This is a genomic window from Brevundimonas sp. (assembly GCF_046293315.1).
In the GTDB taxonomy this organism is placed as follows: domain Bacteria; phylum Pseudomonadota; class Alphaproteobacteria; order Caulobacterales; family Caulobacteraceae; genus Brevundimonas.
Window position 1 is genome coordinate 17296 of record NZ_JBKBPF010000003.1, and the last position, 13868, is coordinate 31163.

Genomic DNA, 13868 nt, shown 5'->3' on the forward strand with positions numbered 1-13868 from the left:
GCGAAGCCTTCCGAACCCCGTCCGCCCTCTCACCGGCGGCGGGGTTCATCGTTTGATGGTTCATGGCGCTACGCCGCCTCTGCCAGCTTGGCGAAAAAGGCGTCGAGCGCGTCGCGCCGGATCATGCGCCGCCCACCGACTTGGAGCGACGGAAGCTCCCCAGTCTGAATCAGCGTGTAGAGGCGCGAACGCGACAGGCCCGAATAGGCCACTGCGTCGTGGATGGTGAAGGCGAGGGGGTGAATAGGCTCTACGGCCATTAGGCGTCTCCTGTGCTTCCCGGCACGGCCCATGCCGTCCGGTTGTTGCGATAGGACACCGCCAGCTAGGGAAGGTGCTTAGCTGCTTCCCGACTTTTCAATGCGTCTCGTCACCGTGTCAGCACGTTCGGTCAGCGTGAGCTTTGAACGGACCAATCTGGCTACGGCGGTTTTCGTCAGCGCCGGACGATCCATCCATATTTGGTCTGCACAAGCTTGCCACCGTCGCCATGCGCGTTCTCGTTCCGCCTTGGTTTTTGCCGCCGTTATGTTCCCGCCGCTTCTTCGCCCCTCAATCTGGCCTTTCGTCGGCGCGATGAGGTCCCCTAGCGTGAACTCTTCCCGATATCCGCCGACCGCTTGCGCTATGTTCACGCCGCTGGCGAATAATGTCACCGCCAACCAGTTCTCCGTTCTTTCTGCCGCATTCAGATAATCGCGCGCAGCCTCGATGCTCTCCATTATCGATACGGCAAATCCTACTTGAGAATCCGCCGGAAATTCCTGCTTGGCGATATCAACCAGGCGAGCGTGACGCCATGCCGGGTCCGAAGCCTCTTTCAATGAAAACTTTTGGACGTATTCCCAGTCGCCGCCCTTGGCCGGACGCCGATATCGACCGTTGATTGTCGGCAATCCAAACTTGCCAAAAACTCTAAGCGTGGTGATTTCTAGCCCGTCGAGGTGCGCTCGCGCTCGCTTCAACTTGCTTTCTATCGATTGGCTATTAACCCACGTTCTCATCGACTCCGCGTCCGCAGGGACTAACGGCTCAGTTTCCGGCTTCCGCAGTAGATGAGAACGCTGACCTGTTTTTCCCCGCGCCACTGCCTAGCCTCCCCGCCGTATTGGTACCACCGTCGCGCTTCGGTTCGGGTCACAGTAACCCGCCCAGGCGTTCATGAGCTTGCGGCGCTTTTCCAGCGCGTCGCCGCGCCGATAGGCTCGCTCCGTGGCGTCGCCGACGACGTGCGCCAACGCTTCCTCCGCCAGTTCCCGGGGGAAGGTGGAAACTTCGCCAGCCCAGTCGCGGAACGAAGAACGGAAGCCGTGCGGCGTGAACTGGCCGTTCCGCTCCATGCGGATAAGCAGGGCTTGAAACGCCGCGTCGGAGAGCGGCTTCCCTTTGGCCGATGGAAACACCACCGCCCCGGCCTCGCCGTTGGCGAGCGGCTGCACGGCCTCCAGTATCTGGACCGCTCGCGCCGACAGGGGAACGCGGTGCTCACGCCCGGCTTTCATCCGCATCGCCGGAACCGTCCAGACCTTCGCCTTCAAGTCCATTTCCGCCCAGGTTGCGCCCCTCACCTCGCCAGAGCGGGCGGCGGTGAAGATAAGAAACTCCAAGGCAAGAGCGGCGACCGCCTCCCGCTGGCGAAGGTCGCCGACAAAGGCGGGAACGTCGCCGAACGGCAGGGCTGCGTGGTGGCCGCGCGTAAGTTTCTGGCGCTTGGGCAGCAGGTGGTCGAGGTGTCCGCGCCACCGGGCCGGGTTCTCGCCCGTGCGGTGCCCCTTGGCCTTGGCCGCGTCCAGAACCCGTTCAATACGCCCGCGAAGGCGCGAGGCGGTTTCAGGCTTTGTCGCCCAGATGGGTTTCAGCGTGGCGAGCACGTCGGCTGTTTCGATGCAGTCAACGCGAAGCGGGCGAAGTTGCGCGGCGTCGGTGGTCAGGGTGTTCGTCCATTGCGCCCGGTGTTTGGGATTGCGCCACTGCGGCGACAAATCGGCCACCACCGCGTCGGCGAAGTCTCCGAACGTCGGGACAGCCTCTTGCTCGCGCTTGGCTTCAATCGGATTCACGCCGTCCGCGACAAGCGCGCGAGCCGCCTCCGCCTTCGCTCGCGCCTTCGCCAAGCTGACACCCGCCAGGCCGCCCAAGCCCATTTCCTTCAACCGGCCATGCCAGCGGAAAAGGAAAATCCAGCTACGCGCCGCGCCCGGCCCCACAACCAGATACAGGCCACCGCCGTCAGCGTGGCGCCCGGGCGTGGCGAGCGTCGCCACCGCGCGAGGGCTCAACCGGTTCAACTGCCTAGCCATATCTACCCCAACTCCTACCCCAACAACGTGCGGGGATTGTAGCGGACGGTTTGGGATAACGCCAGACGGTGAGCGCGTCTAACGACTGATTTATAAGCTATTTTCTAGATGCCTTGGGACAGGGAGAAATGGGGGTTTAGGGGACTCTCTGTCCGCCACGGCGTCGGTCCTTCGTCAGAAGTCCGGAGCGTCGATCCCGGCGGGGTGATGTCCCGGCAGTGCCCCCAGCACCGGGGCGAGAGCCGGGCGAGGCCCTGTATGGGCGGGGCTCACGCATCAGTGAAGCCCGTGAGGTTCAGGCGCTGAGCGCGTCGGCGCCAGTCTGTCGGGGCCAGGCGACCGGGGACAGGCCCTCGATCATGGGCCGGGCGAACAGATACCCCTGCATCAGCGACACGCCCATGTCCCGCAGCACATCGTGCTCGTCGAGGGTCTCGACACCCTCGCAGACGGGGTCGATGCCCAGGTCGCGCAGCATGTTCAGCGTGTGTCGCACGATCGCCCGCTTCACCGGGTCGGTATCGATTCCCCGGATGAGGGCCATGTCCAGCTTGACGATGTCCGGCTGGAACTTGCTCAGCAGTCCCAGACCGGCGAAGCCGGCCCCGAAATCGTCGATCGCCGTCTTGAAACCCATCGCGCGATAGGTCCGGAGGATGTTGAGGAGGTGCACGGTGTCCACGGCCTCGTCCTCGGTAAACTCGAAGATGATCCGGGACACCGGAAAGCAGGTGCGCATGGCGGCCGCCAGCGTGGTCCTGATGCAGGCGCGCGGCTCATAGACGGCGTTGGGCAGGAAGTTGATGGACAGGCTCGCGCCGTCGCCGGTCAGATCGAGTCTGGACGCCCATTCTATGGCGGTCGTCCGGCAGAGCTGGTCGAAGGCGTAGCGATTGTCCGCCGACACCTGCGCCAACACGTCGCCCGCACCGGCGCCGTCCTGGCCCCGGATCAGCGCCTCATAGGCAAAGGTCGTCCCGGCGCCCACATCCACGATGGGCTGGAACGCCATGGTGATTGGAAGATCGAACCCGACGCCGTCTCTACAACCTGCACAAGTCATCCGGGGACTCCTTTCACCGGACATCGTGCGCCCAAAGGCGTTAAGATTCTCGAATATCGACCTTCAGCTCGCCCGGCCTGGCCTCAGCGCCGGCGCCCCAGGTACAGGGTGCACTGCGACGGTTCACCCGTCAGCGGGTTCTCGAAGCGAACATCCTCGGCCCGGACATCGGCGAATACCCCCCTCAGAGTGTGGATGAAGCCGTCCTCGGCTGGGTCGTCCGACCACATGGCGAACACCCCGTCAGGGCGCATGCCGAGCGCCAGATCCGCCAGGCCCCTAGCGGTGTAGAAGGCGGCATGGTCCGGGGCCAGCAGGCGCGTCGGCGAGTGGTCGATGTCCAGCAGCACCAGATCATAGGTCTCGTCGCTGTGCCGGGGGCTGCCGGGCGAGAACCAGGTGAAGAAATCGGCCAGGCGCAGGGCGCAGCGCGGATCGTCCCGCAAGGGCGGCGTCAGCGGGACCAGCCCCTCGTCGTGCCATTCGATCACCGGCTGAAGCGCATCCAGCACCGTCAGGCGCGCGACCCGCTGATCCTCCAGCGCGGCGCGGGCCGTGTAGCCGAGGCCCAGTCCGCCCACCAGCACCGACAGGGGCCGATCCGGCGCCACGGCCAGCGCCCGACGCGCCAGTTCGGACTCGCCCTCGATGAACAGATCCGACATCAGGTGCTCGTCGCCGAGCAGGATCTCCACCACATGCCGGTCCACCGCCGGAACCCACCGCCGACGCAGGATGGCGGGCCCCTTGGCGGTTGGGCGATAGTCGAGCTCTTCGAAACGTTTCATGGGCGGTTCGGCCATCAGGTGATCGTGGACGGAGCGGTGCGGTCCAGGCGGTCGGCGATGCCCGCCGCTTCCACAGCCGTCGCAGAGAGAGCCGCCAGGGCCTCGGTAACGGGGGCGTCGATCGCGCCCGTGGGCGCCTCATACCGCTCCACATAGACCCGCAGGGTCGCGCCGCGCGCGCCGGTGCCGGACAGGCGATAGGTGATGCGGGCGTCGGGGGTCAGCCACAGCCGCACGCCTTGCTGTTCCGCCACCGCGCCGTCCACGGGGTCCACATAGCGGAACTCCTCGGCAGCCCGCACGGTGAAGTCGCCCACCGCGCGGCCCGCCATCGGGTCCAGATCGGCGCGAAGGTCGCGCATGAAATCCGCTGCACGGGCCGCGTCCAGATCCTCGAAATCCAGCCGCTGGAAATAGTCGCGGCCGTAAAGCCGCCAGTGGTCCCGCACGATCTCTGGCAAGGGCCGGCCGTCGACCGCCAGCAGGTTCAGCCACATTAGAACGGCCCACAAGCCGTCTTTCTCGCGCACATGGTCGGCGCCGGTGCCGAAGCTCTCCTCGCCGCAGAAGGTGATGCGGCCGTCGTCCAGCAGGTTGGTGAAATACTTCCAGCCCGTCGGGGTCTCATAGAGCGGCAGGCCCAGCCGTTCGGCGACCCGGTCCACGGCCCGGCTGGTGGGGGCCGAACGGGCCACGCCCTTCAGGGGCCGGGCGCGATAGGCGCCGATGCGCGCAGCGTTGGCGGTCAGGATCGCCAGGCTGTCTCCGGGCGACACGATCATACCGGGGCCCAGGATCATGTTGCGGTCCCCGTCCCCGTCCGAGGCGGCGCCGAACGACGGCGGCTGATCGCCGAACAGGGCCGCGGCCAGCTCGGGCGCGTGATCGGGGTGGGGATCGGGATGTCCGCCGCCGAAATCGGGCGACGGCGCGCCGTTCATCACCACTCCGCCGGCGCCCAGCCGGGTCTCGAATATCTCGCGGGCGTAGGGGCCGGTCACCGCATGCATGGCGTCGAACGTCATGGAGAAGTCGGGCCGGGCGATCAGGGCGCGGATCTGGTCGAAGTCGACCAGGGTCTCCATCAGGTCCGCATAGGCCGTCACCGGGTCGATGACCTCCACCGCCATGCCGTCCAGATCGAAGGCGCCCGGCTGGCCCAGCGGCGGCGAAGGTTGGTCCGACAGGCTGTAGCGCCGCAGGGCCGAGGCCCGATCACGCACCGCGTCGGTCAGGGACGCCGGGGCGGGACCGCCTGAGGCGCCGTTGAACTTCACGCCGAAGTCGCCGTCCGGTCCGCCCGGATTGTGGCTGGCCGACAGGATCACGGCGCCGAACGCCTCATGCCGCCGCACCAGGTGGGACGCCGCCGGGGTGGACAGCAGCCCGTCACGCCCCACCAGCACCCGGCCAAACCCGTGGGCCGCCGCCATGCGGATCACCGTCGCCGCCGCCTGATCCGAAAAGAACCGCCCGTCGCCGCCGACGATCAGGGTTACGCCTTTCGGCGGCGCGGCCACCTCGAACAGGGCCTGGATGAAGGTCTCCAGGTAGTGGGGCTCCATGAACCGGCGCGTCGGGCGGCGCAGGCCGGATGTTCCCGGCGCCTGGTCTTCGAAGCCGGGCGTCTCATGGTGTTCGGTGGTCATTCAGGTCCCTGATATAGCAGTTTCACGCCGCCCCCGCGCGGTGCTGCGCTCGCGAAACGGGCGGATCGAAGCGTTGGTGGTGCATACCAGTTCATATGCCCCGTCACGACCTCCCGGCATGGAACGCACGAAACTCAGGTTTCGCCCACGCTTGAGCTTGTTATTCCGAGAGCCCCGGCTGGATGCTTCGATGAACTGGCGGGACGCGCAAGGATCGGCGGGACGCGCGGGACTGCATCTCCGGATTGTTGCGGCGCGACGATTGCCATAGGGTCGTCGGCCATCGGCGCGCAGGACGGGCGTGGTCCCGCAGGGATGGCGCAGTGACCAGCAATGAAGGCCCGGGACGACTAGCCGACGTGTTCAACCTGCTTCCCACATCGCCCGGGGCGGAGCCCCTGAGACAGGCTGTGCTCGCCTGTCGGACGCACCTGATCGGGGCGGCGGTGTTCAGCGCTCTTGTGAACCTGCTGTATCTGACGCCGACCCTGTACATGCTTCAGGTCTATGACCGGGTGGTGCCGACCGGCGGGCTGGCCACCCTGGTTCTGATCAGCGTCGCGGCCCTGTTCGCCCTCGCCGCTCTGGCGGCGCTGGACTGGCTGAGAATCCGCATCCTGCTGAGAGCTGGCCTGAAGCTCGATCAGGCGCTGACCAGCCGCATTCTGGCGCGCGCGGTGGATCTGCGCGGCCAGGCCCCGAACGCCCATGTGCTGCGCGAGTTCGACCATGTGCGCACAGCCCTGAGCGGTCAGGGGACCCTGGCGGTTCTGGACGCCCCGTGGACGCCCATCTTCCTGCTGTGCTGCTTCATGCTCCACTGGTCCATCGGCATGCTGACCCTGTTCGGCGGTCTGGTGCTGTTCCTCCTGGCCTGGCTCAACGAACGGGACACGCGGCCCAGGATCGGCCAGGCGATGGACGCCGCCAACAGCGCCTATGCCGCGCAGGAAAGCATCGCCGCCCAGGCCGAGGTCGTGCGGGCGCTGGGCATGCGCGCCAACAGCATCGCCCGGCAGACCCACGAGCGGCGCCGGGCGGTGCAACAGCAAGCGGACGCCAATCTGGCGGGCGGGCGCTACTCCGGCGCCATCAAGTTCGTGCGCCTGACGCTGCAGTCCGCAGCCCTGGGTCTCGCCGGCTTTCTGGTCATCCGGGGGCAGATGACGCCCGGCGCCATCATCGCCTCGTCGGTGCTTCTCAGCCGCGCCGTGGCGCCCATCGAGCAGCTGGTCGGGGCCTGGCCCGGGCTGGTCAAGGCCCACGCCGGATGGCGGCGGCTGATCGATCTGTTCGAGCGCACCGCCGAGGCCGACCGCGCCCGCACCGCCCTGCCCGCCCCGAAGGGACGGTTGAGCGTCGAAAGCGTCACGGTGCGCCTGGACGAGACCGGCCCGCCGCAACTGAAGGGGGCGGTGGTGGCGCTGGAGCCCGGCCAGACCCTGGGGGTGATCGGTCCCAGCGGATCGGGCAAGACCACCCTGGCGCGGGTCATGGCAGGGGCGTTGATTCCGTCTGCCGGCGCAGTGCGTCTGGACGGCGCGGAATACGCCGCATGGGACAGCGACGCCTTGGCCCGTCACATCGGCTATCTGCCGCAGACGCCCAGCCTGTTCGCCGGAACCGTGCGAGACAACATTTCCCGCTTCGCGGCAGCCACGGGCGCGCCTTCCGACGAGATCGACGCCGCCGTAATCAAGGCCTCCCAGGCCGCCGGGGCCCACGACATGATCCTGCGGCTGTCCCGGGGCTATGACACCGAGCTGGGCGCGTTCGGCGCCGGGCTATCCGCCGGACAGGCCCAGCGCGTGGCGCTCGCCCGGGCGCTCTATGGCGACCCGGTGCTGCTGGTGCTGGACGAGCCGAACTCGAATCTGGATCAGGAAGGCGAAGCCGCCCTGATGACGGCGCTGCTGGCTGCGGCGAAGCGCGGTGCGGCGGTGGTCATCGTCGCGCACAGGGCCGGGGTCCTGTCCCGGGTCGATCGCCTGCTCGTGCTCAAGGACGGCGGCGTCCAGGCGCAGGGCCCTCGCGAGGAGGTGCTAATGCAGCTCAGAAGCGGACCCCGGAACGCGGCGCAGGAAGCGACAGCCCGATGACGTCGACCAGCCCGTCCGTATCTGGAAACACGCCTGACCTGAGCCCCTCGCCCCGGTTCGAGCTCTGGCTGGGCGGCGCGATCATCGTGCTGTTCTTCGGGCTGTTCCTGGGGTGGGCTGCGTTCGCGCCGCTCGACGCCGGCGCCTATGCGTCAGGCCAGGTGATGGTCTCCGGCAACCGGCAGGCGGTGCAGCATCCGGACGGCGGGGTCGTCAGCGTCCTGCACGTGGCCGAGGCTGACCGGGTCGAACGGGGTCAGGTTCTGGTGGAGATCAGCGCCGGGAATCTGCGCGCCGTGGAGCGCGGCGTGGCGGGGCAGGTGTATGCGCTGCTGGCCCAGAGGGCGCGCATGATCGCCGAGCGCGACCGGCTGTCGGGGGTGCCGAGGCCGGAGGCCTATGCGGGTCTGTCCGGCGAGGATCTGGCCCTGGCCGAAGAGGCCCTGACCCTGCAACGCCGTCAGTTCGCGGCGCGTGGCGCGGGGCGCTCGACCGAGAGCGGCGTGCTGCGTCAGCGCATCAGCCAGCTCGAGGACCGGATGGGCGGGCATGAGCGGCAGCTGGACTCCAACCGCGAGCAGCAGCGCCTGATCCAGGAAGAGCTGACCGGTATGCGCTCGCTGGCGGACCAGGGCTATGCGCCGGTCAACCGGGTTCGGGCGCTGGAGCGCACCGCCGCCTCGCTGGAGGGCGAGGAAGGTTCGCTGATCGCCCAGATCGCGGCGGCCCGCGAGCAGATCGGCGAAACGCGTCTGCAGATGCTGGGCGTGACCACCCGTCTGGACGAGGACGTGGCCGACCAGTTGCGTCAGGTGGAGGTGGAGCTGAACGAGCTTCAGCCCCGCCTGTCCGAGTTGCAGGCCCAGATCGGCCGGACCCAGGTGCGGAGCCCGGCCAGCGGACAGGTGGTGGGGCTGAGCGTGTTCACCGCCGGCGGGGTGGTGCAGCCGGGTCAGGTGTTGATGGAGATCGTCCCGGACGACGCCTCGCAGGTGCTGGTGGCCCAGGTCGATCCCGCCGACATCGACAATGTGCGGGTGGGGCTGCAGACCGAGATCCGTTTCCCCGGCTTGCGCGAGGAAATTCCGCCCATCGTGCGCGGCGAGGTCACCCGCGTGTCGGCCGACAGCTTCGCGAACGAGCAGACCGGCCAGAGCCATTTCCGGGTCGAGGTGGTGGTGCCGCCGGAAGAGCTTGAAGCGCTCGGGGCGGCGGCCCGGGGCATCCGGCCGGGCATGCCCGTGGAGGTGGTCATCCTGCTGAGGCGGCGGACGGCGTTGTCCTATCTGGTGGAGCCGCTGACCCGCAATCTGTGGCGCTCAGGCAGCCAGCAGTAGCGGGCGTCAGGCCGCGTCCTTGGGGGCCAGCACGTCGCCGACCGTGGGGCGGTCCGCGCTGAGCACGAGCGACAGGTCGCGCGGCCGCACCACCTCGCCGCAGCAGCCGCAGGCGATGCGCGGCTCCAGCGAATGGCCGCAGGTCTTGTGGACCATGTCGACGCCGGAATCGCTGTCGCCATACAGATGCTTCGCGCCCCAGGCGTGCAGGGTGACCAGCACCGAATACAGATCCTTGCCGCGCGCGGTCAGGATGTACTCATTGCGCGGCGGGCGCTCGGAATACAGGTGCGGCTCCAGCACCCCGTGGGCCACGAGGGTCTTGAGACGCGCGGCCAGCACGTTGCGGGCCACGCCGAGACGCTCCTGCCACTGCTCGAAGCGGGTCACGCCCTGAAAGGCGTCTCGGATCACCAGCAGCGTCCACGGATCGCCGATCACCTCGAGGGTGGCGGCGATGGAGCAACTCTGGCGGGAGTAGTCGGCTGTGCGTCCCATAGGTCACAAGGTGACGTTGCGGCAGGCTTTTGACAAGTGGGTTGCGATTCAACACCCATTGAGTCAGTCTCCTTTGGCAACGGACGACGCAGCGCCTGGGCGCCGCGGCGTTCCTGCGTCCCTCGACTTGCGGGCGGAGGCCCTTCCGCCGGTCTCCGCCCGTCTTTCTGATAAGCCGTCTCCCATGACCGATTCTGCTGACCACCCTCTCCTCCGCGCCCTGACCCTGACGCCCGGGGGCGAGGCCCTGACCGCCGAGCTGTCCGGCGAGTTCTCCAACGGCCCCGTCGCCGCGCCGCCGGAGGCCGGATTCCCCTTCGGCGGCCTCCTTGCGGCCCTGTGCGCCGGCGCCATGCGGCAGGGGCTGGAGATCACCGGGCCGCTGCGGACCCTGAGCGTGCAGTATCTGGCGGCGGCGAAGTTCGGGCAGTCCCTGACCTTCCGGCCCCGTCTGCTGCGCGGCGGGCGCAACGTGGCCTTTTCGGCGCTGGAGGCCGGACAGGGCGAGCGGCTGACCCATCACGCCACGGCCACCTGGGGACAGGACGCCGCCGACGCGGTGGCGCTGACGCCCCTCCGTGCGCCGCCGCCGCCGCTGGCCAATCTCGATCCGGCCGCGACGCTGAAGGGGCCCATGCGGCCCCGCTTCAGCCAGCACGTGGAGTTCCGCTTCGATGGCGGCCCGAACATTCTCGGCGGCAACGAGGGCCGCCCCGTGGTGGAGCGGGTGTGGATGCGCACCAATGACGGCGCGCCGATGGACGAGCTGCGGCTGTGCTACCTGCTGGACGCCCTGTATCCGCCGTCGTGGACCGCCATGAAGGCGCCGCCGATGATGACCACGGTGGACCTGCGCTACGACATCCTGGCCACGCCGTCCCCCGAAACGGCGCCGGACGGCTGGGCCTTTTTCGAGTTCCGCATGCTGGATCTGGGTCTGGGCTGGACCGTGGACGACGCCACATGCTGGGGCGCGGAAGGGACGCCGCTGGCCCTGTCGCGACAGCGGCGCAAGCTGCTGTGAACCATGCGCCCGCCTTTCGCGGAAGCCGCCGCGTGAATATATGAGCCGCAACAAACACGCCCAGGAACCCGCCATGTCCGATCCCGTCGTCATCTGCTCGTTCGCCCGCACCCCCATGGGGGGCTTCCAGGGCGTGTTCACGGGCGTGAAGGCCACCGAACTGGGCGCGACCGCGGTCAAGGCGGCGGTGGAGCGCGCCGGGGTCGAGGCCGCGCGCGTCGAGCAGATTCTGATGGGCTGCGTTCTGCCCGCCGGTCTGGGCCAGGCCCCGGCGCGTCAGGCGGCCATCGGCGCGGGGCTGGGCCGCCATGTGGAGGCGACCACGGTCAACAAGATGTGCGGCTCGGGCCTGCAGGCGGCCATGATGGCCCACGATGCGCTTAAGGCCGGCAGCGCCGGGATCATCGTGGCGGGCGGCATGGAGTCCATGACCGGCGCCCCCTATGTCATGGCCAAGCACCGGGGCGGGGCGCGCATCGGCCACGATGTAATCTCCGACACCATGTATCTGGACGGGCTGGAGGACGCCTACACCCCCGGCAAGCTGATGGGCGCCTTCGCCGAGGAGGCGGCGCAGCAGTACCAGTTCACCCGCGAGGACCAGGACGCCTACGCCATCGAGAGCCTGAGCCGGGCGAACGCCGCCATCGCCTCGGGCGCCTTCGAGGCCGAGATCACCCCGGTGGAGGTGACCAGCCGCAAGGGGACCGAGACGGTCTCGGTGGACGAACAGCCCGGCAAGGCGCGGCCCGACAAGATCCCGACCCTGAAGCCCGCCTTTGCGAAGGACGGCACCATCACGGCGGCTAACGCCAGCTCGATCTCGGACGGCGCGGCGGCGCTGGTGATGACCCGCGAGAGCGTGGCGCGGGCGCTGAACCTGCCCATCGTGGCCCGGATCGCCGCCCACGCCGCCCACGCCCATGAGCCGGGCCTGTTCACCACCGCCCCGGTCCCGGCCATGAACAAAGCGCTGGAGCGGGCCGGCTGGAGCGCGTCGGACGTGGACCTGTGGGAGGTCAACGAGGCCTTCGCCGTGGTGGCCATGATCGCCATGCGCGAACTGGACATCGACCACGCCCGGCTGAACGTTAACGGCGGCGCCTGCGCCCTGGGCCATCCCATCGGCGCGTCGGGCGCCCGGGTCCTGTCCACCCTGCTGTCGGCGCTGCAGGCGCGCGGCGGCGGCAAGGGCATGGCGTCCCTGTGCATCGGCGGCGGCGAGGCCGTGGCCATGGCCGTGGAGATGGCCTGACATCAGGGTCTGGCCACCGGTGTCATAGGGGCTATGGTGAGGGCATGACCCTTGACCGCCGCACCCTCATCACCGCCGCCGGGCTGGGCCTCGCGGCCGCGCCCGCCCATGCCGCAATGACCCAGGCGCCCTGGAGCGAGGCGGTGCGCGCCGCCGCCGTGACGCCGGAGCAGGCCCCCGCCGATCCGACCGAGACGGTGCGGCTGTGGCCCGACGGGGCGCCGGGGGGCGAGAATGTCACCGTGGTCGCCGAGGTGAACGAGCGGTCCGAGGACCCCGCCTTTCACGACCGTTTCGCGGTCTACACCACCGACCCGATCATGACCGTGTTCCGGCCGGAGCGGCCCAACGGCGCGGCCCTGCTGCTGATCCCTGGCGGCGGCTATCGCCGGGCGGTGGTGGACAAGGAAGGCTACGACTGCGCCCGCGTATTCGCGGCGGCGGGGGTGACCTGTTTCGTGCTGCGCTACCGGTTGCCGGGCGACAACTGGGCGGCGGGGCCGAACGCGCCGCTGCAGGACGCCCAGCGGGCCATGCGCCTGATCCGCGCCAACGCGGCGGACTACGGCGTCGACCCGGACCGCATCGGAGCGCTGGGCGCCTCGGCCGGCGGCCACCTGGGCGGCGCCCTGGCGGCCCGGCACGGGGACACGATCTATGAGGCCGTGGACGCGGCGGATGCGGTGTCGGCCCGGCCCGACCTGTCCATCCTGCTGTATCCGGTGGTGACCCTGACCGACCCGCATGCGCACGCCGGATCCCGCAGCCATCTGCTGGGTGAAAACCCGAGCCCGGATCAGATCCGCGACTGGTCGCTGGAGACCATGCCCCGCCGCGACACCCCGCCCACCTTCATCGTCCACGCCATGGACGACGAGTCCGTGCCGCCCGAGAACGCGATGATGCTGACCACGGCCCTGCGCGCGGCCGACGTGCCGGTGGAGACCCACCTGTTCGAGGAGGGCGGCCACGGCTTCGGCATCCGCCTGATCGAGGGCCGTCCCGCCGCCGTCTGGCCGGAACTGGCCCTCACCTGGGCCGCGCGGCGCGGGTGGCTGGGCGGGGGCCCGGTCAGCTAGAGCGGCTCATCGTCAGAGCGCGGGCGTGGCGGGGGCGAAAACTGCCGCCGGGCCCACCAGTCGTCGATGTACTCATGCAAACGTTCCAGACGCTCGCGCCTCTGGAGGATGTTCATCTGGGCCTCAGCCTCAGCGATCCGTTGATTCAGAGGATCGAGGGGCGCGGGACGGGGCGGTCGCGGTCGGGCCATGGCTCTGTTCCTGTATGCCGGACAGGCTGAAGCGCCCGTCGTTGCGGGTTAGCGGGAAGGGAGCGGGGCGCCGGGCCATCGCCCGGTGTAGGGATAGACAAATACCGTTTCGACGAAGGCTGACGCCCCGCGTAACCGTTCTTCCAGAGCCCCCGGTGGGCACGCGTCTTAGGCGCTAGCCGGTGTTTAGGCCCTGAACGGGCGGGCATGGACAGCGCTCCATGTCCCGGACCCGGCGAGTAATCCGCCCCGCCGCTCAGTCCCGCTCGATCACAGCCCATCGCCGCAAGGTCGCCGGCCGAGCGCCCTTCCCGTGCGACGGGATGGGACAAGCATACCGGGGTGGGGAACGCGGTCGGAAAAGTGGGCGAAGATTTTTACGGAAGCCTTGTGCGCCAATGCATTGGCGCCGAAAAATGCGGGGATCTGGGCGGGATTCGTCCCGCATTTTCCTTCTCCCGTTGAGGGAGGAGGTGGCCCGCGAAGCGGGTCGGATAAGGGGTGAAGCGCCAATCGTTCCGGCCAGTCCTTGTCAAATGCTCCGGGGGACAGGAGGAATGGCCGCCGTGCAGAGTGAAACCACCT

General features: G+C 68.7%; 12 protein-coding genes. 5 read left to right on the forward strand and 7 right to left on the reverse strand.

The features are described 5' to 3' along the window. Window positions 1–68: 68 nt before the first annotated feature. From ACK4SE_RS03260 to ACK4SE_RS03285, 6 genes are all read right to left on the reverse strand, one after another. Window positions 69–260, reverse strand: coding sequence for a helix-turn-helix domain-containing protein (locus ACK4SE_RS03260; protein ID WP_409688738.1), 192 nt, complete (start codon window positions 258–260; stop codon window positions 69–71). A 78-nt stretch (window positions 261–338) separates the two neighbouring features. Then, on the reverse strand, window positions 339–965 hold the full coding sequence (locus ACK4SE_RS03265; protein WP_409688741.1) for a hypothetical protein: 627 nt from the start codon (window positions 963–965) through the stop codon (window positions 339–341). Between the two features lie 126 nt (window positions 966–1091). Beyond that, the gene (locus ACK4SE_RS03270; protein ID WP_409688744.1) at window positions 1092–2264 is read right to left on the reverse strand and encodes a tyrosine-type recombinase/integrase; all 1173 of its coding nucleotides are present in this window, start codon (window positions 2262–2264) and stop codon (window positions 1092–1094) included. Between the two features lie 331 nt (window positions 2265–2595). Continuing rightward, window positions 2596–3363, reverse strand: a complete 768-nt coding sequence (locus ACK4SE_RS03275; protein WP_409688747.1) for an EAL domain-containing protein — start codon at window positions 3361–3363, stop codon at window positions 2596–2598. A gap of 83 nt (window positions 3364–3446) precedes the next feature. Continuing rightward, window positions 3447–4151: a hypothetical protein gene (locus ACK4SE_RS03280; protein ID WP_409688749.1), complete on the reverse strand. Its 705-nt coding sequence runs from the start codon at window positions 4149–4151 to the stop codon at window positions 3447–3449. A gap of 14 nt (window positions 4152–4165) precedes the next feature. Beyond that, window positions 4166–5800, reverse strand: a complete 1635-nt coding sequence (locus tag ACK4SE_RS03285) for an alpha-D-glucose phosphate-specific phosphoglucomutase (protein WP_409688752.1) — start codon at window positions 5798–5800, stop codon at window positions 4166–4168. A 323-nt stretch (window positions 5801–6123) separates the two neighbouring features. Between ACK4SE_RS03285 and ACK4SE_RS03290 the strand changes: the two genes are divergently transcribed. Both ACK4SE_RS03290 and ACK4SE_RS03295 read left to right on the forward strand, forming a co-directional pair. Further along, window positions 6124–7899, forward strand: a complete 1776-nt coding sequence (locus ACK4SE_RS03290; protein WP_409688755.1) for a type I secretion system permease/ATPase — start codon at window positions 6124–6126, stop codon at window positions 7897–7899. Continuing rightward, the gene (locus ACK4SE_RS03295) at window positions 7896–9236 is read left to right on the forward strand and encodes an HlyD family type I secretion periplasmic adaptor subunit (RefSeq protein ID WP_409688758.1); all 1341 of its coding nucleotides are present in this window, start codon (window positions 7896–7898) and stop codon (window positions 9234–9236) included. The genes ACK4SE_RS03290 and ACK4SE_RS03295 overlap by 4 nt, the downstream gene beginning before the upstream one ends. Window positions 9237–9242: 6 nt before the next feature. Here the strand turns inward: ACK4SE_RS03295 and ACK4SE_RS03300 are convergent, their stop codons facing one another. Beyond that, a complete protein-coding gene (locus ACK4SE_RS03300; protein ID WP_409688761.1) occupies window positions 9243–9734 on the reverse strand; it encodes a winged helix-turn-helix transcriptional regulator in 492 nt (163 codons plus the stop codon). 184 nt (window positions 9735–9918) lie between these two features. Between ACK4SE_RS03300 and ACK4SE_RS03305 the strand changes: the two genes are divergently transcribed. The 3 genes from ACK4SE_RS03305 (at window position 9919) to ACK4SE_RS03315 (ending at window position 13092) form a co-directional block, all read left to right on the forward strand. Continuing rightward, window positions 9919–10758: an acyl-CoA thioesterase gene (locus ACK4SE_RS03305; protein WP_409688763.1), complete on the forward strand. Its 840-nt coding sequence runs from the start codon at window positions 9919–9921 to the stop codon at window positions 10756–10758. Between the two features lie 73 nt (window positions 10759–10831). Then, the gene (locus tag ACK4SE_RS03310) at window positions 10832–12013 is read left to right on the forward strand and encodes a thiolase family protein (RefSeq protein ID WP_409688765.1); all 1182 of its coding nucleotides are present in this window, start codon (window positions 10832–10834) and stop codon (window positions 12011–12013) included. A gap of 44 nt (window positions 12014–12057) precedes the next feature. Beyond that, entirely contained in the window at window positions 12058–13092 is a 1035-nt protein-coding gene (locus ACK4SE_RS03315) for an alpha/beta hydrolase (RefSeq protein WP_409688767.1), read from the forward strand. The last annotated feature ends 776 nt before the right edge of the window (window positions 13093–13868 follow it).

Bases quoted from the DNA above. Each gene is read 5' to 3' on its own strand.
- ACK4SE_RS03285 (WP_409688752.1), bottom strand. From the start codon at position 5,800: ATGACCACCGAACACCATGAGACGCCCGGCTTCGAAGACCAGGCGCCG.
- ACK4SE_RS03295 (WP_409688758.1), top strand. From the start codon at position 7,896: ATGACGTCGACCAGCCCGTCCGTATCTGGAAACACGCCTGACCTGAGC.
- ACK4SE_RS03260 (WP_409688738.1), bottom strand. From the start codon at position 260: ATGGCCGTAGAGCCTATTCACCCCCTCGCCTTCACCATCCACGACGCA.
- ACK4SE_RS03300 (WP_409688761.1), bottom strand. From the start codon at position 9,734: ATGGGACGCACAGCCGACTACTCCCGCCAGAGTTGCTCCATCGCCGCC.
- ACK4SE_RS03280 (WP_409688749.1), bottom strand. From the start codon at position 4,151: ATGAAACGTTTCGAAGAGCTCGACTATCGCCCAACCGCCAAGGGGCCC.
- ACK4SE_RS03310 (WP_409688765.1), top strand. From the start codon at position 10,832: ATGTCCGATCCCGTCGTCATCTGCTCGTTCGCCCGCACCCCCATGGGG.
- ACK4SE_RS03305 (WP_409688763.1), top strand. From the start codon at position 9,919: ATGACCGATTCTGCTGACCACCCTCTCCTCCGCGCCCTGACCCTGACG.
- ACK4SE_RS03315 (WP_409688767.1), top strand. From the start codon at position 12,058: ATGACCCTTGACCGCCGCACCCTCATCACCGCCGCCGGGCTGGGCCTC.
- ACK4SE_RS03275 (WP_409688747.1), bottom strand. From the start codon at position 3,363: ATGACTTGTGCAGGTTGTAGAGACGGCGTCGGGTTCGATCTTCCAATC.